The 23979-nt window shown below is 40.5% G+C and carries 19 protein-coding genes, 2 pseudogenes and 1 riboswitch; of the genes and pseudogenes, 17 read left to right on the top strand and 4 right to left on the bottom strand.

Annotated elements, in window-relative coordinates:
• Positions 1 to 75 precede the first annotated feature (75 nt).
• The 11 genes from ku to ACIROD_RS02405 all read left to right on the top strand — a co-directional run bounded on the left by ku (position 76) and on the right by ACIROD_RS02405 (position 17701).
• Complete coding sequence (gene ku, locus ACIROD_RS02455) at positions 76 to 918, top strand: non-homologous end joining protein Ku (RefSeq protein ID WP_101225214.1); 843 nt, start codon at positions 76 to 78, stop codon at positions 916 to 918.
• A gap of 504 nt (positions 919 to 1422) precedes the next feature.
• Positions 1423 to 2073, top strand: a complete 651-nt coding sequence (locus tag ACIROD_RS02450; protein WP_402937618.1) for an MOSC domain-containing protein — start codon at positions 1423 to 1425, stop codon at positions 2071 to 2073.
• A 111-nt stretch (positions 2074 to 2184) separates the two neighbouring features.
• A riboswitch (SAM riboswitch) is annotated at positions 2185 to 2283 on the top strand.
• Between the two features lie 104 nt (positions 2284 to 2387).
• A complete protein-coding gene (locus ACIROD_RS02445; protein WP_402937615.1) occupies positions 2388 to 4235 on the top strand; it encodes a bifunctional homocysteine S-methyltransferase/methylenetetrahydrofolate reductase in 1848 nt (615 codons plus the stop codon).
• Positions 4228 to 7677, top strand: coding sequence for a methionine synthase (gene metH, locus ACIROD_RS02440; protein ID WP_402937612.1), 3450 nt, complete (start codon positions 4228 to 4230; stop codon positions 7675 to 7677). The genes ACIROD_RS02445 and metH overlap by 8 nt, the downstream gene beginning before the upstream one ends.
• A 102-nt stretch (positions 7678 to 7779) precedes the next feature.
• Positions 7780 to 8547: a polysaccharide deacetylase family protein gene (locus ACIROD_RS02435; protein WP_101225210.1), complete on the top strand. Its 768-nt coding sequence runs from the start codon at positions 7780 to 7782 to the stop codon at positions 8545 to 8547.
• Positions 8548 to 8622: 75 nt separating this feature from the next.
• Positions 8623 to 9393, top strand: coding sequence for a dioxygenase family protein (locus tag ACIROD_RS02430; protein ID WP_402937609.1), 771 nt, complete (start codon positions 8623 to 8625; stop codon positions 9391 to 9393).
• 376 nt (positions 9394 to 9769) lie between these two features.
• On the top strand, positions 9770 to 12622 hold the full coding sequence (locus ACIROD_RS02425) for a 2-oxoglutarate dehydrogenase E1 component (RefSeq protein ID WP_402937606.1): 2853 nt from the start codon (positions 9770 to 9772) through the stop codon (positions 12620 to 12622).
• A 1-nt stretch (position 12623) separates the two neighbouring features.
• Entirely contained in the window at positions 12624 to 13901 is a 1278-nt protein-coding gene (odhB, locus tag ACIROD_RS02420) for a 2-oxoglutarate dehydrogenase complex dihydrolipoyllysine-residue succinyltransferase (RefSeq protein ID WP_402937603.1), read from the top strand.
• A gap of 230 nt (positions 13902 to 14131) precedes the next feature.
• Positions 14132 to 14884 (top strand): DeoR/GlpR family DNA-binding transcription regulator, encoded by a 753-nt coding sequence (locus tag ACIROD_RS02415; RefSeq protein WP_402937601.1) that lies wholly within the window; start codon positions 14132 to 14134, stop codon positions 14882 to 14884.
• Entirely contained in the window at positions 14884 to 15804 is a 921-nt protein-coding gene (pfkB, locus tag ACIROD_RS02410) for a 1-phosphofructokinase (RefSeq protein WP_230175707.1), read from the top strand. The genes ACIROD_RS02415 and pfkB overlap by 1 nt, the downstream gene beginning before the upstream one ends.
• A 4-nt stretch (positions 15805 to 15808) precedes the next feature.
• Entirely contained in the window at positions 15809 to 17701 is a 1893-nt protein-coding gene (locus tag ACIROD_RS02405) for a PTS fructose transporter subunit IIABC (RefSeq protein WP_402937598.1), read from the top strand.
• A gap of 132 nt (positions 17702 to 17833) precedes the next feature.
• Here the strand turns inward: ACIROD_RS02405 and ACIROD_RS02400 are convergent.
• Together ACIROD_RS02400 and ACIROD_RS02395 are read right to left on the bottom strand one after the other, a co-directional pair.
• Positions 17834 to 18041: pseudogene (locus ACIROD_RS02400) on the bottom strand (IS5/IS1182 family transposase); the annotation flags it as partial.
• A gap of 57 nt (positions 18042 to 18098) precedes the next feature.
• Positions 18099 to 18350: pseudogene (locus tag ACIROD_RS02395) on the bottom strand (IS1595 family transposase); the annotation flags it as partial.
• Positions 18351 to 18478: 128 nt separating this feature from the next.
• On the opposite strand from ACIROD_RS02395, the gene ACIROD_RS02390 reads away from it, so the two are divergent.
• From ACIROD_RS02390 to ACIROD_RS02375, 4 genes are all read left to right on the top strand, one after another.
• A complete protein-coding gene (locus ACIROD_RS02390) occupies positions 18479 to 18715 on the top strand; it encodes a hypothetical protein (protein WP_402937595.1) in 237 nt (78 codons plus the stop codon).
• A 536-nt stretch (positions 18716 to 19251) separates the two neighbouring features.
• Complete coding sequence (locus ACIROD_RS02385) at positions 19252 to 19656, top strand: secondary thiamine-phosphate synthase enzyme YjbQ (protein WP_402937592.1); 405 nt, start codon at positions 19252 to 19254, stop codon at positions 19654 to 19656.
• A 39-nt stretch (positions 19657 to 19695) separates the two neighbouring features.
• Complete coding sequence (locus ACIROD_RS02380; protein ID WP_402937589.1) at positions 19696 to 20271, top strand: GNAT family N-acetyltransferase; 576 nt, start codon at positions 19696 to 19698, stop codon at positions 20269 to 20271.
• A 105-nt stretch (positions 20272 to 20376) separates the two neighbouring features.
• Positions 20377 to 20976, top strand: a complete 600-nt coding sequence (locus ACIROD_RS02375; RefSeq protein WP_402937586.1) for a cell wall hydrolase — start codon at positions 20377 to 20379, stop codon at positions 20974 to 20976.
• A 61-nt stretch (positions 20977 to 21037) separates the two neighbouring features.
• On the opposite strand, the gene ACIROD_RS02370 is transcribed toward ACIROD_RS02375, so the two are convergent.
• Positions 21038 to 21625, bottom strand: coding sequence for a DUF2087 domain-containing protein (locus tag ACIROD_RS02370; protein WP_402937583.1), 588 nt, complete (start codon positions 21623 to 21625; stop codon positions 21038 to 21040).
• Positions 21626 to 21785: 160 nt separating this feature from the next.
• Between ACIROD_RS02370 and trhA the strand changes: the two genes are divergently transcribed.
• Together trhA and ACIROD_RS02360 are read left to right on the top strand one after the other, a co-directional pair.
• On the top strand, positions 21786 to 22430 hold the full coding sequence (gene trhA / locus ACIROD_RS02365) for a PAQR family membrane homeostasis protein TrhA (protein ID WP_402937580.1): 645 nt from the start codon (positions 21786 to 21788) through the stop codon (positions 22428 to 22430).
• A gap of 99 nt (positions 22431 to 22529) precedes the next feature.
• Positions 22530 to 23015, top strand: a complete 486-nt coding sequence (locus ACIROD_RS02360; protein WP_101225197.1) for a YusW family protein — start codon at positions 22530 to 22532, stop codon at positions 23013 to 23015.
• Positions 23016 to 23297: 282 nt separating this feature from the next.
• Here the strand turns inward: ACIROD_RS02360 and ACIROD_RS02355 are convergent, their stop codons facing one another.
• The gene (locus tag ACIROD_RS02355) at positions 23298 to 23870 is read right to left on the bottom strand and encodes a biotin transporter BioY (RefSeq protein WP_230175713.1); all 573 of its coding nucleotides are present in this window, start codon (positions 23868 to 23870) and stop codon (positions 23298 to 23300) included.
• Positions 23871 to 23979 lie beyond the last annotated feature (109 nt).

Here is a 23979-nt window from a genome sequence, read left to right as displayed (position 1 = left end):
TTTTCGGTTTTTTTTGAACAAAGGGGAATAATAAAATTGTTCTTCTCTTTAAAAATAAGTTATGAGGTGACGAATATGCATACGATGTGGAAGGGGAGCATATCATTCGGTTTGGTGAACATTCCGATCAAACTTCATGCTGCAACGGAGGATAAGGATATTTCTTTAAGGACGTTGCATAAGGAATGTCATTCACCGATTAAATACGAAAAAGTTTGTCCGGTATGCCAGAAAGAAGTGGGTAAGGATGATATAGTCCGCGCTTTTGAGTATACAAAGGGAAAATTTGTTGTATTGGAAGACAATGAACTAGAGCAACTGAAAAAACAAAACGAAGAAAAAGCCGTGGAAATTGTGGATTTCGTTAAAATTGAAGAAATAGATCCCATTTATTTCAATCGGAGTTACTACATGTCCCCTAATGATGGAGGGATAAAAGCTTATTCCCTATTGAGGCAGGCCCTCAAGGAATCGAATAAGGTAGGATTAGCAAAAATCATCATTCGCTCTAAAGAACAAATGGCGGTAATCCGAGTCGTTGATAATACCTTGGTGATGGAAACGATTCATTATCCGGATGAAGTCCGTTCCACAGCGGATGTTCCGAATATCCCCGCCAATGATACCATTGCAAAAAAAGAAATCGATACTGCCGTATTATTAATAGATCAATTAACGACCACTTTCGATCCGACAAAATACACCGATGACTATCGAACCGCGTTACTTGAATTGATTGAATCAAAGAAAACGGGACAGACGACGATTACAGCCAAAACAAAAGAACCAGTTTCCAACAATGTAACCGATTTAATGGAGGCATTACAGGCATCCATTGACCGTACGAAACATGATGAACCGGAAAAGAAAAAGACGACCCGAAAGAAAGCGGCACCAAAAAAAAAGAAACAAGCTTAAACAGGAAGCTGAGCGGAAGACATATGGTGTCGCTCGGCTTTTCTGCTTGTTTTAGCAAGGAATCAGGCCTCTTATAAGGGAATGAAAGTGACTTTACAGGGAGGTATTTGAATAGGGAATGAAAGTGAAAATAGGTAAGTGAATCACGATTTAAGGATTAGAATGGAACTAAAAGAAAATGATGGATGATAATGAAGGCAAAAAAATTCGCTCCCTAAAGAGCGACAATGAGGAATTCAATCGTGAAAATCAACATATAGGCGAACGGTTGTAGTTTTCGACTATATATTGTGTTCATATTCTACCATATTTAATTCTGAAATAGCAACAAAATTACTGAAACTAACCTATGGATTTTTCAGGAAATCAATGATATTTCGCCCATTTAACGGCTCATGTGGCTTTTTCACTTCATATATTTTTAAAAACTACTAATATAATGGATTTTTAGTATAATTTATACATATAGGATGATATAAATTAAATATGAATGGAAGATGCAAAATGGAAAATGGAAAAATCAAATCACTTCAGGCCGGAAAGCCGAAACATGAAAGTTTTTCGAATGTCGATATCTTTTCAGCCATGGATAAACAAGCACAGGATAATGTGAAAGTGACTAAATCAGGCATAATTGGTGATGGGGTAGGTAATGAAAAGTTCCATGGAGGTCCTGATCGGGCTTTGTGCTTTTACCCCTTTGAGCATTATTCATTATGGAATGAGAGATTCTCTAAAAAGCTGGATATCCCAGCATTCGGTGAAAATTTAACCGTAGCGGGGATGAGGGAAGAAACCACGTTTATCGGCGATATTTATCAAATAGGCGATGTGATTGTTCAAATTAACCAGGGGAGGATACCTTGTTCGACCATTTCCCACTTCAATCAAGAACCTAAGTTTTTGGAACTCGTGCTGAAAACGAGTTTCACTGGTTATTTTGCAAGAGTACTTCAAGAAGGAACGATAAATAAACAAAACGAGATCGTGCTAATAGATCGTTCGCAAGAAAAAATTTCAGTTCATTATGCAGCAGAGGTAATCCTTCATAAACGAGATGGGCTGGAAGGCGCCAAGGCTTTACTTACTCTGGACCCATTAGCGGAAGACTGGAAACAAAGAATCTTGAAGAGGGTTCAGGCTGCAAAAGATTGAATCATTTTTGCAAAAGTGAAAAAAATGTCGATCAGGTATTGAAATTGACAGATTATTAATGTAAATTAAATATAATCTAATTTTGAAATCTTGTGAAAATTATATAAATGGATCTTATCGAGAGAGGTGGAGGGACTGGCCCGAAGAAACCTCAGCAACCAGCTTAGGCAAAGGTGCTAAATCCAGCAAGCAGAGCTTGATAGATGAGGAGAATGTTTCAAAAAACCTTCTTCTTTGAGAAGGTTTTTTTTCCTTTTCTCTCATACTCATAAAATACGACAAAAACAGGACTGTTTTTGAGAGAGGGTGTAATGATGAATTTTCGTAAAGAAGTGAAAGAAAGAATGCTGGTTGGGGAAGGGGCAATGGGCACCTTATTGTACTCAAATGGCATCGATCAATGTTATGAGGAATTAAACTGCACGAATCCGGATCAAATAGAGTCTATCCATCGTGCCTATCTGGAAGCTGGTGCAGATATCCTTCAATCGAATACATACGGAGCCAATTTCAACAAATTGAAACGGTATGGACTTGAAGATGAAGTAAGCAGAATCAATCGCCAGGGAGTCATTCTTGCTAAAAAAGCGGCAAAAGGAAAGGCTTATGTCTTCGGTACCATAGGGGCACAACGGAGTATCAGAAAATCGGATTTAAGCATGGAAGAGATTAAACGGGGGTTTCGTGAACAGCTATACAGTCTGTTGATGGAAAATCCTGATGGGATTCTCTTGGAAACATTTTATGACCTGGAAGAGCTGGAAACCGTTCTGCAAATCGTAAAAAATGAAACTGGACTGCCGATCATCGCAAATGTCTCGATGCATGAACTGGGTAATCTCCAAAATGGAATCCATTTAAATGAAGCCTTTCAAAAACTCGAGCAATTGGGTGCCGATGTTGTTGGGGTGAATTGCCGTCTTGGTCCACATCATATGATCAGGGCCTTGGAAGAAGTGAGTTTGCCAAAGCAAGCATCGATTGCCATATACCCTAATGCCAGCCTCCCTGATTATGTGGATGGAAGGCTCGTCTATAAAGCCGTGCCGGAATATTTCGGTTCAAGTGCAGTGGAACTTCGTGAGCAAGGTGCCGCTATCATAGGCGGGTGCTGTGGAACGACGCCACTGCATATTCAAGCTGTAAAGAATGCGATCGGAAGTTTTGCTCCCGTAAAAGAGAAAGTTACGAAATCCCGTGAAATAGAAATAATTGAAGTGAACGAAAGAGAATTGGAACTTCCACTGTACGAAAAGGCCAAGACGGAAAGGACGATCCTGGTTGAACTTGATCCACCTAAAAAGCTGGGAATAGAGAGCTTCATGACCGGTGCAGAGGTTTTGAAAAAAGCAGGGGTCGATTCCATTACACTAGCGGATAATTCACTTGCCTCACCAAGGATATCGAATGATGCTCTGGCTAACCTACTGAAGAACCAATTGAATATTAATCCGATGGTGCACATAACATGCCGTGATCGAAATTTGATTGGCCTGCAATCACATTTAATGGGTCTGCAGACGGTGGGGCTGAATGAATTATTGATCATCACCGGAGATCCTTCAAAAATAGGGGACTTCCCGGGTGCCACTTCGGTTTATGATTTATCTTCCTTCGACCTTATAAGCATGGTCAAACAATTTAATGAAGGTCTTTCCTATTCCGGTCAAAGTCTGGGGCAACGGGCAAATTTTAAAATTGCGGCAGCGTTTAATCCGAATGTGAAATATTTGGATAAAGCAGTACTGAGAATGGAAAAGAAGATTTCCTGTGGTGCTCAATCCTTTTTGACACAGCCAATTTATTCGGTGGAGCAAATCGAAGAAGTACATGAAGCTACAAAACATTTAGAAACCCCGATTTTCATCGGTATCATGCCTTTGACAAGCACCCGGAACGCAGAATTCATCCATAATGAGATCCCAGGCATCAAATTGCCTGATAACGTAAGAAGGGCAATGGCTTTAGCGGGGGATGACCCTGTAAAGTCAAGGATTGAAGGGGTTAATATCGCGCGGGAACTGGTGGACGCGGCAAGGGAAAAATTCAAGGGCATATATTTAATCACTCCGTTCCTTCGCTATGAAATGACGGCGGAACTTACGAAATATATTAGAAAAGTCGATAGTAAACAGACATCAGAGGTGGCAGTACATGAATAAAAAAGCGATTCAAGTTCAGTTAAATTCCAAGATTCTCCTACTTGATGGGGCGATGGGAACCATGCTTCAAGCGGAGGATTTGACAGCAGATGATTTTGGCGGGGAACAATTCGAGGGCTGCAATGAATATTTATCACTGACGCAGCCGGAAATCATCCAATCCATTCATGAAAAATATTTAGCGGCGGGCGCAGATATCATTGAAACAAATACCTTTGGAGCGACCAGCATCGTTCTTGAGGAATACCAAATAAGCACGATCGCCTACAAGCTAAATAAAATTTCAGCTGAGCTTGCCGTTAAAGCTTGTGAAAAGTATTCCAATGAAGAATGGCCAAGGTATGTAGCTGGCTCGATGGGCCCCACTACAAAAACGCTTTCCGTAACGGGCGGAACGACTTTTGATATTTTAACCGATTCTTATGAAGAACAGGCACTGGGTCTCTTGGATGGCGGTGTAGACTTGCTGTTGGTGGAAACCTGTCAGGATATGCTTAATGTCAAGGCTGCCTTTTCTGGAATCAAAGCAGCATTCGCAAAAACAGGAAAAGATGTGCCTGTCATCATATCAGGAACAATCGAACCGATGGGCACGACACTTGCTGGCCAGTCCATAGAAGCTTTTTATTTATCGGTTGAACATATGAAGCCCGTAGCTGTCGGCCTTAATTGTGCAACAGGGCCGGAATTCATGATAGACCATATCAGGACACTTGCAGATATATCAAACAGCGCCATCAGCTGTTATCCGAATGCCGGGCTCCCTGATGAAGAGGGCCACTATCATGAGTCACCTACTTCCCTGGCAGAGAAAATGAAGCAATTTGCCGAAAAGGGATGGGTCAATATCATTGGCGGATGTTGTGGTACGACACCAGAGCATATTAAAGAACTTTCCAGGGTCCTCGAAGGCATGAAGCCCCGTACTATTACGGAAACTGCCCATGGTCATGCCGTATCAGGCATAGAGCCGCTCATTTATGATGATTCAATGCGTCCTTTATTCGTAGGTGAAAGGACGAATGTTATCGGTTCCCGAAAGTTCAAGGAGCTGATACGCGGCAAGCATTACGAGCCAGCAGCCGAAATTGCACGTAACCAGGTGAAAAAAGGCGCCCATGTCATTGATATTTGTCTTGCTGATCCTGATGGGGATGAGCTTGGCGATATGAAGGAATTCGTAGAAGAGGTCGTCAAAAAAGTGAAGGTCCCTTTGGTCATCGATACTACGGATGAAGTTGTACTTGAACAAGCATTAAAACATTCACAAGGAAAATCGATCATTAATTCCATAAACCTTGAAGATGGTGAAGAGCGCTTTGAAAAAATAGTACCCTTAGTCCATCAATATGGTGCTGCAGTTGTCGTAGGAACCATTGATGAAATCGGGATGGCCGTCGATGCTGAACGGAAATTGGAAGTGGCAACACGGTCTGTGGATCTGCTCGTCAATAAGTACGGTCTAAACAAAAGTGACATCATCTTTGATCCGCTTGTATTTCCTGTAGGCACAGGAGATGAACAATATATCGGGTCTGCTTTAGAGACGGTGAATGGAATAAGGGCGATTAAAGAAAAGTTTCCAGAATGTCTAACGATACTTGGCATTTCTAACGTTTCTTTCGGTCTGCCAGCGAGGGGAAGGGAAATATTAAATGCAGTTTTCCTTTACCATTGTACAAAAGCGGGGCTCGATTATGCCATCGTGAATACAGAAAAACTTGAACGTTTCGCTCTGATTCCGGAAGAGGAAGTGAAACTGGCTGAGGCACTCCTGTTTGAGACTTCAACTGAAACTTTAGCGATTTTTACCGAATTTTATCGTGGAAAAAAAGCTGAGAAGAAGGATAATGGTGTGATCCTGCCATTGGACGAACGTCTAGGTAACTATATTATCGAAGGAACGAAAGAAGGATTAATTGATGATTTAAATGAAGCGATTGAGCGCGGTGATACCCCATTGGAAATCATCAATGGACCATTGATGGATGGCATGAGTGAAGTGGGTCGGTTGTTTAATGACAACCAACTTATTGTCGCAGAGGTGCTTCAGAGTGCTGAAGCGATGAAAGCGGCAGTATCTCACCTTGAACCACTTATGGAAAACTCTGAAGATAGCGCTAAGAAAGGGAAAATCCTTTTGGCGACTGTCAAGGGAGATGTACATGATATCGGGAAAAACCTAGTGGATATCATCCTATCGAATAATGGCTATGAAGTCATTGATTTAGGGATCAAGGTCGCCCCGCAACAAATCATTGAAGAGGTTCGAAAACATGAGCCAACCATCATTGGCCTTTCTGGGTTACTTGTCAAATCTGCACAGCAAATGGTTTTAACCGCTCAGGATTTAAGGCAAGCTGGAATAGATACCCCAATATTAGTGGGTGGGGCAGCATTATCACGTAAATTCACCGATTTTAAAATATCACCTGAATATGAAGGACCGGTTTTATATTCCAAAGATGCGATGGATGGTTTGGCTGTAACGAATATTTTACATGACTCTGACAAAAAAGTGGTGTACTTGGAAGAGTTAGTCGAGAAACGAGAAAGGTCGAAAGCGAATGCCGCCATTGCCGCCACGCTGGAAAAACCTGTCCGTAAGCAGTCCACAGCTGCTCCTTTAAGCGATGTTCCTGTTCAAATACCGCGTGACATCAAACGTCACGTCCTGAAAAACTATCCATTGGATGTCATCCAGCCATATATAAATAGGCAAATGCTGATTGGTCATCATTTGGGGTTAAAAGGTAAAGTTTCCGAACTGCTTAAGCAAGGGAATGAAAAAGCAGTGCAGCTCAATGATCTCGTTGATGAATTGATTGAATTCCTTAAGAAGGAACCGGATTATGGCTTGCATGCAGTTTATCAATTCTTCCCTGCTCAAAGCGAAGGAGATAGGCTATTGGTATACAACCCGGACAATCATCAAGAGGTTTTGGAAACTTTCGATTTCCCAAGGCAAGATACGAGTCCGCATCTTTGTTTAGCGGACTTCGCGAAACCGGTCTCCTCCGGGCAAATGGATTATGTTGGTTTCTTCCTGGTCACTGCCGGAAAAGGAATCAGAAAATGGGCAGAAAAACTTAAGCTTGAAGGAGATTTCTTGAAAAATCACGCCCTTCAATCACTTGCTCTCGAAACAGCAGAAGGGTTTGCGGAAAGAATTCATCAATTAATGCGTGATGATTTAGGCATAAGCGATCCGATTGAAATGTCCATGAAAGAGCGATTTGCCGCTAAGTACACCGGACAAAGGTTTTCTTTTGGTTATCCTGCTTGTCCTAATCTGGAAGACCAGGAGAAGCTTTTCCGCCTGTTACAACCTCAAGATATTGGCGTGGAATTGACTGAAGGATGCATGATGGAACCAGAGGCTTCCGTTTCCGCCATTGTTTTTGCACATCCTGAAGCTCGTTACTTTAATGTCGATCGATAATTCATATTATAAGGCAGCGGTATTTTTTACCGCTGCCTTATTGCGCATGAATCCCCTATATTTGCACATCTTAATGGTCAAAAGGAAGGGGATGCAACACCTATGAAGAATAAGCTTAATTTATTTCTTTCCATGGCGGGTTCTTTCATTATTATTTTGTTCCTTATGGCTGTGCAAAACGTTCAAGTACATGCAATGGTACCTGAAGAGATGACACCACTCCTAAAAAGTAAGGAAAATCAGAAAATCGCCTATTTGACTTTCGATGACGGACCATCTTTGAATACCATCAAGATATTGGATATTTTGGACCGCTATCATGTTAAAGCCACATTTTTCGTTAAAGGCAACGAAGAGCCATACGCAAAGGAATGCTATCAGGAAATGATTTCCCGCGGTCATTCGATTGCCCTTCATTCATATACACATGATTATTCCATCATTTATCGATCGACTGAGGGTTTCTTTCAAGACTTGAATAGACTTGAAACCATGCTGCAAAAGGAGTATGGGTTAAAAAGCAGAATTGTGCGCCTTCCTGGCGGCTCGAATAATCGTCTGCGGCATCAGGCTGCCACTAAACCCATCATCAATGGAATCCTTCAACAACTAAAGGACAAAGGGTATATATACTTTGATTGGTCCATTGACTCGACAGATGGCTTCAGTCCGTCAATAAGTGAACGACAAATCATTACTGCTGTACAAAAAGGGACGAAAGATCAAAAGCATGTTAATATCTTATTGCATGATATCAATAGTATGAAAAATACAGTGAAAGCATTGCCTGATATAATTGAATTCCTAAAAAAAGAAGGGTATACCTTTGATACTATTGATGAGACAACCCCAAAAATGCAATTTAATTGATGAACACATTGTTTATCTATAGTAAATTAAGGTATAGGATATAGAGATTACATTGTGAAAGGATTTATCGTTTCTATGATGCCATCATTGTTTTTATCACATGGAACACCGCTATTAGCTTTGGAAAAGAATAGCTACACTTCTTTTTTGAAGGATTATATGCAAGCTATGAAGAAACCTGCTGCCATCGTTATTTTGTCAGCACATTGGGAAAATGAAGATCAAATGATTTCTGCAGTAGGGAAGCATGAAGTCATTTATGATTTTGCAGGATATCCTGAAGAAATATTTCAAATAACTTATCCTGCCAGGGGATGCCTTGAGCTTTCAGATCGAATTTTAACCTTATTGTCCAAGATAGGTGTATTGGGGGAACTTGATGAAAGGCGCCCCCTGGATCATGGAGCATGGGGGCTTTTGCATATCATGTATCCCGAAGCTGACATCCCGACCGTATCCATGTCCATCAGTCCTGCGCTGCCATTGGACAAGCAGTATGAAATTGGGAAAGCATTGAGAGAATTAAAGGAAAGTAATGTCCTAATCATAGGAAGCGGTGGAATTGTCCATAATTTCACCCAAATTCAGAAAGATATGCATGTTGCAGAAGGATGGGCAATCGAGTTTGAGAACTGGGTCGAAGAGAATATCATGAAATGGGATTTGCAATCTTTGTTCAATTATGAAAAAATCGCCCCTTACAGTACAGAGGCTGTGCCTTCCAAAGAGCATTTCATTCCATTGGTCATCGCAATGGGCTCAGGAGATGACAATAAAAAAGCGGCTCTTCTGCACAGAAGCTTTCAATATGGCAATCTAAGTTTAACAGCTTGGAAGTTTGATTGAGGTGAAAGGGTTTTCAAACTAGTTAAATTTACCTGAAAAATAATCATTATACAAAAATACAAAATTCTTTTTTTAGCGAAAAAAAGACTTAAATGAGCAAAAAAGACAGTTAAAAGCGATTTTTGACGAATTAAGCAGAAATATAGTTGAAAAAAGGTTGCATAAAGTGGTTTAACCTTTGGATATTTCGACAAAAACATGTTAATATAACATCTGAAAACGTTTTATCCTTTAAAATTTTATTATTCAATAACCAAAGTTATTTATTATATATCTTATATATATCATATATTTGGGGAGAATTTAGAAGAAAGAAATTTGGGGATGGATAAAACGTAATGAAAAAAATTATGAGAAAAATTTGGGGGTTTACAAAATGACCATCAATGATTCTAAGGTATTAGACCACTGGAAAGCTTTTTCGGGTCCAAACCTTGGGTATGTCATGGAGCAATACGATTTATTTCTAGCCAACCCGGAAGAAGTGGATCCGGAACTGAAAAACTTTTTTGAAGTAGCAGGTCCTCCTTCATTCGATGTATCGGCAGAAACAACGACTGTAAGTGCATCAACTGTACAAACTAGAGAAGTTCTTCCAATGAAGAAAATTATGTCTGCAGTTAATTTAGCTGAAAATATCCGTGCATACGGACATCTTGCTGCAAATATTTATCCTTTAAAAGAAGAAGCTCTGGACACTGAACAAATTCACTTTGAAAAATATGGTTTGACTGCAGATGATTTAAGGAAAATACCGGCTGACTTAATTTGTCCGGAATCACCTGAAGACGTTAAAGACGGATACGAAGCCGTACAATACCTAAAACAACTCTATACAAAAACGATAGCCTTTGAATTTCATCATGTTAATGACTTGGATGAAAAGCAATGGCTTACTGATATGGTCGAATCCGGAAACATGTTCCCGGAAGTGGGAAAAGAGAAAAGAGAACTATTACTTAAACGATTGAATGAAGTAGAAGGCTTCGAGAAATTCCTTCACCGCACATATGTAGGGCAAAAACGTTTCTCTATTGAAGGCCTGGATGCTTTGGTTCCGATCTTAGATGAAATGATTTCACAAACTGTTCAAAACGGAACGGGGAATGTGAATATTGCCATGGCTCACCGTGGACGTTTGAATGTGCTTGCACATGTATTAGGAAAGCCATATGAGGTCATTTTCTCTGAATTCCAACATTCACCTAATAAAGATTTGGTTCCTTCCGAAGGTTCAACAGGCATTAACAATGGATGGACCGGTGATGTTAAATACCATTTAGGTCTGGATAAACAGATTACTAAAGCTAATATACAAAAAGCAAGGATTACACTTGCCAATAACCCAAGTCACTTGGAAGTGGTCGGTCCAATCGTGGAAGGGTATTCTCGTGCGGCTCAAGAAGACCGTTCAGAAAAAGGATTCCCTGTTCAGGACATTTCCAAATCCCTTGCAATCCTGATTCATGGTGATGCAGCATTCCCAGGTGAAGGAATTGTACCTGAAACGTTTAACTTAAGCCGTTTACGCGGTTATCAAGTTGGCGGCGCCATCCATATCATTGCCAATAACATGATCGGTTTTACAACGGAAAGTGAAGATTCACGTTCAACTTTATATGCTAGTGATTTGGCAAAAGGCTTTGAAGTGCCGATCGTGCATGTGAATGCAGATGATCCAGAAGCATGTATGGCTGCTGTGAACCTTGCTAACCTATACCGTGAAAAATACAACAAGGATTTCTTGATCGACCTGATCGGTTACAGACGTTTCGGCCATAACGAAATGGATGAGCCATTGGTGACTCAACCTGAAATGTATGCATTAATTCATAAGCACCCAACCGTTAAAGAGCTTTATGGGAAAAAACTTATTGAAACTGGCGAGTTCACTGAAGCCGAAGTTAAAGCGATTGCTGAGCAAGTGGATACAAGGCTTGCAGATGCATATGCGAAAATTTCCGGAAATAAACCGGAAGCTTCTAAAGAGTGTAATCCTCCTGGGATTATTGAAAAAGGACTTCCAGCGATTGAAACGGCAGTTCCGAAACAAGAACTTGTTACAATTAACGAAGAACTTGTTAAGTGGCCGGAAGGATTCACTCCTAATAAAAAATTAGGAAAGATTTTATCACGTCGCTTGGATTCCTTTGGTGCTGACGGAAAAATTGATTGGGCTCATGCCGAGACATTGGCATTTGCATCCATATTGAGTGACGGCACACCAATCCGTTTGACAGGACAAGATTCAGAGCGTGGAACATTCGCACAACGTAATATCATGTTACATGATAGTGTTAATGGCAAAACATATTCACCACTTCACACACTTGAAACTGCCAAAGCATCATTCGCTGTTCATAACAGCCCGCTTACTGAAACGGCAGTTCTGGCTTATGAATATGGTTATAATGTATTTGCACCTGAGACACTTGTATTATGGGAAGGGCAATTCGGTGACTTCGCTAATACAGCACAAGTGATCTTTGATCAATTCATCGCGGCAGGCCGTGCAAAATGGGGTCAAAAATCAGGTCTTGTCATGCTGCTTCCACACGGTTATGAAGGACAAGGACCAGAGCACTCAAGTGCACGACTGGAACGCTTCCTTCAATTAGCAGCTGAAAACAACTGGACAGTTGCCAACTTAAGTTCGGCAGCTCAATACTTCCATATCCTTAGAAGACAAGCTAAGATTTTGGATCAAGAGCAAGTACGTCCGCTAGTCATCATGACACCGAAGAGTATGCTCCGTAATCAAGTGATGGCTTCTACAGCAGAAGAATTCAGTGAAGGCGCATTTGAATCCTTCGTAGAAACCAAAGCATTGGGCAAAAAACCTAAATCGGTTGAACGCATTGTTTTTGCTTCAGGTAAATTGGCGGTTGAACTTCGTGAAAAAGCGGCAACTGAAAAAAATACGGATTGGTTGCAAATCATCAGTATCGAAGAAATTTATCCATTCCCATTCACTGGAGTTCAAGAAGCCCTGAAAAAATATACAAATCTTAAAGAAATCTTCTGGGCTCAAGAAGAACCTAAAAACATGGGTGCTTGGACATTTGTTGAACCTCGCCTAAATGCAGCGGCTCCTGGCAATCTTTCAGTAACATATATAGGAAGGAAGCGCAGATCAAGCCCGGCTGAGGGAGATCCACTTGTCCATAAAAATGAACAACAACGGATTATGACTCAAGCAATTACACGCAATAATGAGGGGGAGAAATAAAATGGCTGAAGTAAAAGTACCTGAATTAGCAGAATCAATTTCTGAAGGATCTATTGCGCAATGGTTAAAACAACCCGGTGATCACGTTGAAAAAGGAGAATATGTCCTTGAACTTGAAACGGATAAAGTCAACGTGGAAATCATTTCAGATTATACTGGTACACTTTCGGAACATTTAGCAGAAGAAGGCGATACTGTCCAAGTCGGACAGGCTATCGCCATCGTTGATGAAAATGGATCAGCTGCAGCAGCTCCAAAAGCGGAAGCTCCTAAGGTTGAAGAAGCTAAAGCAGAACCAGCTAAGGCTGAACAAGCGGTTCCTGCTAAAGAGGCTCCTAAAGCAGAAGCGAAAGAAGCATCATCCACTCAACAAGTTATTGCTTCACCAGCTGCAAGGAAATTGGCTCGTGAAAAAGGAATTGACTTGACTCAAGTGCCTGTAGCCGACCCACTAGGTCGTGTACGTGTACAAGACGTAGAAGCAGCAAGTAATGCTCCTGCAGCTCCTACAGCACCTGCGGCAGCTCCAAAACAAGCTCCTGCAGCTAAACAAGCAGCCGCTCCTGTTGAAGTGAATGATGACCGCATTGAAGTGGTTAAGATGACACGCCGTCGTCAAACCATTGCCAAACGTCTAGTTCAAGTACAATCCGAAGCAGCCATGCTTACTACTTTTAACGAAGTCGATCTTTCTGCAGTCATGGAATTGCGTAACCGCCATAAGGATTCTTTCGTGAAAACAAATGACGTTAAACTTGGTTTCATGTCATTCTTCACTAAAGCGGTCATTGGCGCATTGAAAAAATATCCGCTATTGAATGCTGAAATCCAAGGCGACCATATCCTGAAAAAGAACTTTTATGATATCGGTGTAGCTGTATCCACAGATGAAGGTCTTGTTGTTCCGGTAGTAAGGGATGCTGACCGCAAAAGCTTTGCTGAAATCGAGAAGAACATTTCCGATTTAGCTGTTAAAGCGCGTAACAACAAACTGGGACTTTCAGATTTATCAGGTGGTACTTTTACCATCACAAATGGAGGGACTTTCGGTTCCCTATTATCAACACCAATCTTGAATGCCCCTCAAGTTGGGATCTTGGGCATGCATACAATAAAGACTCGTCCAATCGCTGTTGGAGATCAAATCGAAAACAGACCAATGATGTACCTTGCATTATCTTATGATCACCGTATCGTAGACGGAAAAGAAGCTGTTGGTTTCTTAGTGGCTATCAAAGATATGCTGGAAGATCCAGAACAACTTTTACTTCAAGGCTAATAAAATAATAAGAAACCCCCCTGTCATCATGACATGGGGGTTTTTTGTTTGAAGAACTGAAAGGATATTTTCATAGAAAAAGAGATAATGGGGTTCAAGAAAGGTTTTCTCAATTGAAGTTGAATGTTTTTGAAGGTATTTTTGAATGAATTTGAGTATTTTTAAACGTTTGTGATTGATTATTCCTTCGTTTTCATATATGATGATGATATTAAAGTGAGGTGGGCGAATTGTTGACAACTGAAAGGCACCAGTTCATCTTATCGATCCTTAAAGAACATGGAACGGTAAAGCTGCAGGAGCTTGTAGATCAGCTACAAGCCTCGGAGTCGACCATTCGGAGAGATTTAGTGCAACTCGAAGAAATGAAGCTCTTGAAGCGTGTGCATGGCGGGGCCTCTTTACTTCAAAGAAAAGGCCTTGAACCAACAACTATTGAAAAACAAAACAAAGCAAGAGCTGAAAAACAACTTATAGCAAGGCTGGCGGCTTCATTCATAGAGAAAAATGATTGTATATATCTTGATGCAGGCACGACAACTGCGGAAATGATTCCTTATTTAAAGGATAAAAATATAACGGTGCTGACAAATGGTCTTATGCATATTCCAAAACTCATCGAATTGGAAATCAAAACAGTGTTAGTTGGCGGAATGATTAAATTTTCGACAAATGCGGTTATAGGAAGTAATGCTGTACAGTTTTTGAATGAATACCGTTTTGATAAATGTTTCTTGGGAATGAACGGCATCCATCAAGATCTGGGTTTCACAACACCCGATCCGGAAGAAGCCCTACTGAAGAAGATGGCGTTACGCCTCTCTAACGAAACTTATGTGCTTGCTGACAGTTCAAAACTGAATGAAGCTACTTTCGCTAAGGTGGCAGATGTAAGCGATGCCATAATCCTTACTGACAGCAATGATGAAGAGGCTGTTGCTCAACTCGATAAAAATCCAAAGGTAAAGGTCGTGACCATTTAATGATTTATACAGTGACACTCAACCCATCCATCGATTACCTTGTCGAGGTGGAAAGTTTTCAAATGGGCAAGGTGAATCGAACCAGTTATGATGCAAAATTCCCTGGAGGGAAAGGGATCAATGTTTCCCGAGTGCTTAAAAGGCTGGGCAATAGTACGACTGCTTTAGGATTCATCGGTGGACAAACAGGTGAATTTGTAAAAAGGTTTTTAAGACAGGAAGAGATTTTCACGGACTTTACAGAGATAGCTGGAGATACAAGAATAAACATCAAATTAAAGACAGGGCTGGAGACCGAAATTAATAGCCAAGGGCCAGTCATTTCAAAAGGGAATTATCAACAATTATTTAGCCAAATTGAACAGTTGAATAATAATGATATCCTCATTTTGTCAGGAAGCATCCCTCCAAGCGTTCCATCGGATGTATACGAAGCCATGGCAAGGTCATGTTCCGATAACGGCATTAAAGTGGTGGTGGATACGAGTGGCAAGGGATTACTGAATGTCCTTCCACACCGGCCATTTTTAATAAAGCCGAATCACCATGAACTGGGTGAGCTTTTTTCCACAGAAATAAGGACTGTTGATGATGCTAGAGAATATGGCACTAAATTGGTTGAAGCAGGAGCACAAAATGTTATTGTTTCAATGGCGGGACAGGGGGCCGTGCTTTGCACCGGTGGAGAGTCATATTCCGCAAATGTACCAAAAGGGAACGTCATCAACTCAGTGGGTGCCGGTGATTCCATGGTCGCAGGTTTCATCGGGACATATGAAAGGACTGGGGATATTTTATCCGCTTTCCGCTTCAGTCTTGCCGCAGGAAGTGCTACAGCCTTTTCATCCGATCTCGGTACACTGGATAAAATTGAAGAGTTATTACCGCAAATTGCCATCAATCAACTAACAGGAGGCTGACTCTATGAAAATTACAGACTTGTTAAAATTGGATACAATCATAATAGATTTGCAAAGTGTTACAAAGCAAGCAGTCATTGATGAACTATCAGGAAAGTTGGCCGAGGCAAACAGGTTAAACGATGTGGAGGGTTTCAAAGCTGCCATCTTAAAACGTGAAGAGCAAAGCACAACAGGGATTGGTGAGGGGATAGCCATACCGCACGCAAAAACAAATGCTGTAAGGGTACCAGCCATCTGTTTCGGCAAATCGGTCAGTGGTGTGGATTATGAATCGCTTGATGGGCAGCCAGCTCATTTGTTCTTTATGATTGCAGCAAGTGAAGGAGCGAATGCAGATCACTTGGAAACCCTTTCCCGGCTTTCTTCGTTACTGATGGATGATAAATTCAGAGCCCGCTTGATTTCTGCTTCTTCCGGTGAGGAAGTGTTGGAGATAATCAATCAAAAAGAAATGGAGGCTTATGAAGAAGAAAGGGAAGAGGAGCAATCAAGTAATGATGCCAGTGGTAACGATAAAGGAGGTAAAATCCTTGCCGTTACAGCATGTCCAACAGGAATTGCCCATACTTATATGGCTGCCGATGCGTTAAAGGCCAAAGCGAAGGAAATGGGAATCGATTTCAAAGTGGAAACAAATGGTTCCACAGGAATCAAAAATGGTTTAACCGCCGCCGAGATTGATGAGGCGGATGCAATTATCGTCGCAGCGGATAAGCAGGTGGAAATGGATCGTTTTAATGGAAAACATGTCATTATTGTGCCTGTTGCCCATGGAATCCGGAAGACCGAGGAGCTGTTAACCAGAGCCGTGAATCAGGATGCACCTGTTTACAAAGGAACTGGAAATGATAAAACTGATGAAGGTGATTCAGCTAAAGGAGGATTGGGGATCTACAAGCACTTAATGAATGGCGTAAGTAATATGCTTCCATTTGTCGTCGGGGGCGGAATCCTGATTGCGCTTTCTTTCTTTTTCGGGATAGAGGCAGCCGATCCGGCAAATCCGGAGTATAATCCGATTGCCAAAGCATTAAGTGATATTGGCGGTGGAAATGGTGCTTTCTTCTTGCTTATCCCTGTCCTGGCTGGATTCATTGCTTCAAGTATTGCCGACCGTCCAGGTTTTGCTCCTGGTATGGTAGGGGGATTATTGGCAGCACAGGCCAATGCCGGTTTTCTTGGAGGACTGATCGCCGGTTTCCTTGCAGGTTATGTCGTATTACTTTTAAGAAAATTGTTTTCCAAGTTACCGCAAACACTCGATGGCATTAAACCGGTTTTACTCTATCCTGTTTTCGGAATGTTAATTACAGGGTTTATCATGATATTTCTTATAAATGAACCAGTAACAGCAATTAACACGGGCCTGACCAATTGGCTTCAGGGCTTATCCGGAACGAACGCAATATTCCTGGGCCTGATTCTTGGGGGTATGATGGCTGTGGATATGGGCGGACCTTTAAATAAAGCAGCATTCACCTTTGGGATTGCAGCTATTGAGGCATCAAGTTTCGGACCGCATGCTGCAGTAATGGCTGGCGGAATGGTTCCTCCCCTGGGAATCGCATTTGCAACAACATTCTTTAAAAGTAAATTCAGTGAAATGGAAAGGAAGTCCGGATTCACTAATTACTTCATGGGTGCTTCATTCATCACAGAGGGTGCCATTCCTTTTGCGGCGGCGGATCCATTGCGCGTTATCGTCAGCAGTGTTATTGGGGCAGCGACGGCAGGAGCCCTGTCAATGGCTTTTGGTGTAACTTTGCCAGCGCCACATGGGGGAATATTTGTCATCCCTCTAGTCAACCATCCTTTCCGCTATTTGCTGGCGATTTTAATAGGAGCCCTTATTACCGCTTTAATATTGGGATTCTGGAAAAAGAAACGGATATAAAAAAACTGAAAGAAAGCGGGTCCAAGTACAGTGGATCCGCATTCAGTTTGTAGACAAAAAGGTTTCGGAATGGCATCATTCCGGAACCTTTTTTAATTTTATTGGATGGAAGCAGTTATTAATAGAGGATCTAAGATGACTATCATGCGTATTTTCTACTGCCGCATGAAACGAATAGGCAAACTTTTTTGTTCTCTTGCACATAGTAGCTACTCTCAGGATCAGTTGAACTTTCTTTAATCTCCCTGTCTTCTTTCTTGATAAACTTATCTGGTGGAAAGGACTTCTTTACACTGTTTTTACGATCTTGATTTATTTCTTCTTGAATGTGTCCTTGATGGCACGTGCTTCCTTAGGATAGATGTTTCACTATACCTAAAAAATAAAACCAACTCTAATAATTATCGATGAATTTTGTTGCTACACCATTGAAAAATTATCACAACCTTTTATATGCCTGTGATAATTTTTCGGATTCTGGATGTGGTAGAGTCCTTTAACACGTTCTGTTCCATCTGATTTAAAACGGCAAGGATCCAATCCTTTGCTTTTTTACATACGAAGAAAAAGCCATTCAAGCATCTAGCAAGCGTATTGTCCGATGTCAATTTAGTGCCGATCGAGCTTTGGCTAATTGGGGTTTCACAATATTGAAGTGATAATTTATCTATAAGAAAAATCATTGTAGATAGCTGTTTATTACCGATTAACGAAACTTTTCAGTCATTAAGAACGTACCATTAATAATGGTGACCTAAAAACTGGGAGGTAGTATGTATGGACTTGACCCCAAAACAACGAATCTTGTTGCTATCATTAACCACTGATTGGCAGACACCGATTCAAATTTCTGGCCGTCTTCCGAAAGAATGGGGAACCCTATCATGTATAAAACAGACTCTTAAAGAGTTAGTCCGAGAAGGGTGGGTGCAAGCTAATCCAGTAATGTTCGGTCTATTCCGATTAACCACGGAAGGCATGAGCATAAAGGAGTTAGAATTGGGTGAGAACTAATGCTATACGGCAACTTACACAAGAGGATAAATTCATTTTATTCGATTAGCTGTTATTTCAATTGTAAATTAACAATGAAAATTAACATAGCCTAAAACAAAAAAACTGAAGACAAACTTGATTTTCGTCGAGTTTGTCTTCAGTCTGAAAGCGCACCCATTTACACCGGGTCCGCTTTTCTTATATCCAATCCAAAACTTCAATCCGGTTGCCGAAAGGGTGATACAAAAATGCGGTTCGCTTCAGGAAACCTTCCGTCACTTTAAAAGATATATGATTAATTATTAAATGTGGCTAGAAGCCTATAGCCTATCTTATTCTCAACTACAAGAGCTGGATGGGATTTTTCGCGCAGTCCTCAATTGATCGATCCGGATTCAAACCATTCTCACCTCCCTCATTCCTTATAGATCCAATATTAAAACAAAATAATTATAATAAGGTTTGCTAATCTTAATATCGACTGGTTTTTTAAAGCATGAATGTTATGTTTATGGGTAAAGGAGTATTAAATTGACAAAAGGGAGTGAACGTACATGCTGAAGAAAAATACCTTAAAAACGACGAAAAGGGATGATATGATTGATGTAACGACAGAAGTACAGGCCTTCATTAATGAAAATGGGGTTCAAGAGGGGATAGCTCTTATATATTGTCCACATACGACAGCAGGAATCACGATTAATGAAAATGCTGATCCCGATGTCAAAAAGGATATGCTAAGAAGACTGGATGAGCAATACCCATGGAACCATACATTGGATTTACATATGGAAGGAAACACGGCTGCCCATTTGAAATCAAGTACGGTTGGTTCTTCACAGCAGGTGATTATCCATAAAGGGAGTTTAATCCTTGGTACATGGCAGGGTGTATATTTTTGTGAATTCGATGGTCCCAGAGAAAGGCAATATTTTATAAAATTATGTGTCGACCGGTAAAATGGAAGGTATGGCAAGGATGAAGTGGGAGGAAGCGGATTGGATGATGTTTGGATTGAAGGAAGCAAAGTAATATTGAGGAATGTTAAACAAGCCGATTTAAAACGTTTATGGAGCCTGAAATATGGAGAAGCCGATCCAGTATGGAAAAAGTGGGATGCACCTTATTATCCTCTAGAACTCATTGATTTCCAAACGTATATCGATAAAGAACTGAAGCATAAAACCTATGATGAGAAAATGGGGGCTTACTCCGAGTTATTAATGGAAAAAAACGATCAAATAATAGGCTCTGTTGTATATTACTGGGAACATGAACCTTCACGCTGGCTTGAAATCGGAATTACGATTTTTGAGCCCGAGTATTGGAACGGCGGTTATGGAACAGAAGCGTTAATGTTATACATAGGCTATTTATTCGAAAAAATGGAGATTGAGCGGGTTGGTCTGACGACGTGGTCAGGTAATGAACGTATGATCGCAGTTGGAGAAAAGGTGGGCATGCAAGTAGAGGGAAGGATGAGAAAATGCCGTTATCATGATGGTTATTATTACGATTCAATCAGAATGGGAATGCTACGGGAAGAATGGAAATCATTAAAATTTCGAAGTTAATAGACCCGTGAAAATTTTTCCTTCATTTCCTTGGAAAAAATTTAGCACTGTTTTCTCCCATATGGTCTGTTATCCTAGGAAGATGCTTAACGAGGAGGTTACAGGATGAAATTATCAGTTATAATAACTGTGATAATGACTCTAAGTGTCATCATACTTGGGATAGCTTTTCCTAAGGGAACGACCAGTAAAGCTTCGGATGGAGCAACCAAACATGTCATTAAACAAGGTGAATCGATATGGGATATTGCGAAGCAGCACGGTGTTCCAATCGGTAAGTTGAAAGAAGTCAATAATAATGTAAATAATGTTGCCGAGCCCGGTAAAACATTGATTATTCCACATGTAATGAATGAAAAAGATAAAGAATTATTAGCAAGGCTTGTGCATGCAGAAGCTAAAGGGGAGCCATACAGAGGTAAGGTCGAGGTGGCAGGAGTTGTTTTGAATCGCCTTGATAGCGATGAATTTCCTGATACGGTACGGGAAGTCATATATCAAAAAAACCAATTCTCGCCTGTTGGTGATGGCAGTATAAATAAACCAGCAGGAGATGACGCCAAGAAAGCTGTCAATGAAGCATTGGCGATTCATGGCTATACAAATGATGCATTGTATTTTTGGAATCCTAGCATTTCGGACAGCGAATGGATGAAACAATTAGATGTAATCAAAATAATTGGCGGTCACCATTTTGCCATATAAACTGCATCTCAAGAACCGGCTTTCCAAATGGGAGGCCGGTTTTTAATTTAGAATCCTTCCGTTAAACGATGTCAGCCCACATCTCGCGGGGATTCAGCTCATAAATGCTGTTTTCACGGTACATGATTCTTCCGATAATGAGTTCACGCCTTATCGTTGCATAATCATCATGGAATGACTGTATGAATTCATTCAGTTCTTTTTCTGGATACTTACGTCCCTTTTCCAGAAGGCTGCCAATATGATGAAGGATGATCATTTTCTTTTTCCTTTGTGCTGGTATTGTTTTTAGTCGGCCATCTGGCGTATAGAAGTTTTCAAGGATCTTTTTATGTTCTAAATTCAGCTTTTGATTATCCATATTATTAGAGTCCCCCTTATTTGAAACCATTTTAGGTAATGCTGACGAATAATGCTTCAGTACATCTTCATTCAAAAAATAATATACCGTATTTTTTTCCCTGCGATCCTTCACTAAATTAATGTCCTTCAATTTCGTTAAATGGTGTGATATGGTCGGTGCCGTCAATTTCAATATTCCCGCAAGTGCCTGTCCGTGTTTCGGGCCATTTGCAAGGATGGATATAATCCTGATCCTGGTTACATCACCAATCGTTTTGTGGAAAGCGACCAATTTTTCTAATTGCACTTTTATCCCCCTTTTCTAATTAGATTATCATCTAATTAGATGATAATCTAATTAGTGGGTATTAATCAAGTTAATATTCACTTTTCTATATTGCTTGGAAGAACTGGTGTATACTTTAGGTGAATACAAAAAAATTAAGCCGGAATTAAGGAGCTGTAACATGGCTAATACACATGTTTATACAAAAAAAGAAGAAGTGGTCAATGCGATAACCCACGGTATCGGCGTTTTGTTAAGTATTGCCGCCCTTGTGTTTTTAATCATATTCTCAGCCCAAACAGGATCGCCTTGGCATGTAGTCATTTCAGTCATTTATGGTGTTTCCATGCTTCTTTTATATGTTTCTTCCACTTTAGTGCATAGTTTTCAAGAGGGCAAAACGAAGGATATATTTGAAATCTTTGATCATTCAGCCATATATATATTCATTGCCGGGACATACACGCCCATCATGCTTCTTGTGATCCAAGGGTCACTCGGCTGGACACTGCTAGGTATAATTTGGGGAGTTGCAATCATAGGCGTCGTCTTCAAAGCTTTCTATGTGAAAAGATTCCTCTTCCTTTCGACGATTCTCTATATTGCGATGGGGTGGATGATCGTTATCGTTTGGGGACCACTTACAGCAACGATGCCTTCAGCTGGTATCCAGTTATTGATTGCAGGGGGATTGCTTTATACGTTTGGAGCCATCTTTTATGTTTGGCGCGGTTTTCCGTTTCATCATGCGGTTTGGCATGTATTCGTGCTTGGGGGGTCTGTCACACACTTTTTTGCGGTATTGTTTTATATCCTTCCACTATGATAACTTCGTTGATATGATGTATCTGAGAGATTCTTGAGGTTTTAAATGCCCCCTATTAGGAAATTAATAACGTATACAAACTAAAGGAGGAAAAAACTAATGAGAAGATCAATCAAAATATTATCGGTCCCGTTTGCGGCTATGCTTGTTTTGGCTGGATGCGGCGAAGAAAACGATGAAGTGAAAAACCCGCCAGTTCAGGAAAATGAAAATCAAGCGGAAAATAACCCTGAAACAGGAACGGATAATAATGAAAAACTGCCTTTCACTTATAAGGATTTTCAATTAGAAGTGGATTATACAGGCAATGATAACGAATACGAAGCTGAATATGATACCATGGGAGCCCAAACAGAAGCTTCGATCGAGGACAAACTTAACAAACATGAAGTTCACGGTGATGAAGCAATGAAAGAATTGACACCGATTTTAGAAAAATTGACATTCACCAAAGATTCATCAGATGAGGAAGTCATTCAAGAAGTGACAAAAGCTTTTAATTTGAAAGATGACTATCAAGAATTCGATCTAGAGGTCGTTTTCGAAGATGGTACGAAAAAAGAATATAAAGTGAATAATAAGTAACCAAATCCGTTACTATATTCTTCCTTGTGTAATAAAATGGTAGCATGTTCATTGTGTCCTCAATAGTTGTCAAATTACTGTTACTATAGTAAAATGATTACGGTTAGCAAAGGGGATAATATACATTTGCTATTCATATTCGGACTTATGGGGATAGGACCGCAATAAATACTTGTAAAAAAGATTCTTTTTAAGAGTCTTTTTTTTATGCAGAGTTCCGGAATTTTGAATATAGATGAAAGAGAGGGTACCACTAGCGGTACCCTCTCTTTCATTTACCCATCATTGGGAAAGTGGTGCATTTTTTTTTGGCAGCATATTAGCCGACGCTAACCTTGAACGGATTGTAATGCCAAGCCAAGATGCAAGGAATGCCTTTAAAACGCCTACGATTATAAATGGAGCAAAACCGCTGGCAAATGCCACTGGCCAAGATAATGAACTCATATATTTTAACCAAACCGTACCGATGACCAAAGTAACTATCATCCCGATTGTATTTGCAAGGAAAGCCATTGCAACTGAGAAACGCGTTTTTTCCAATATCAAACCCGTTATATATACTGTCGGGATATAGGATAATAAATAACCGCCAGTCGGACCGAATATTTTAGCTAGCCCTCCTGACATTTCAGCGAATACTGGAACACCCGCTGCTCCAATGAACAAATATAATAAAACGGAAGAGGTTCCATAACGTGAACCGAGTATCGTAGCTGCCAATCCAACAGCTAGAGTCTGTCCTGTAATCGGTACTATGGGCAGTGGAATTGTAATTTGGGCAAGTATTCCTATAAGTGCTGCAAATAAAGCTGTAACCATCATCATTCTTAACTTCTCATGACGTTCCTTCATCGTGCTTCCCCCTAATGTAAACCTAGTTATGTAACGAGTTAACATATAAAGAATTTTAATATGTTAAGTAAACACTGTCAATGGTATTATGAATTTTATTTCAATAATG

It is taken from the genome of Peribacillus sp. NPDC101481 (assembly GCF_044767165.1).
GTDB lineage: Bacteria > Bacillota > Bacilli > Bacillales > DSM-1321 > Peribacillus.
The sequence above is the reverse complement of the archived record's forward strand: the minus strand, read 5'-3'. Positions and strand labels throughout refer to the sequence as shown.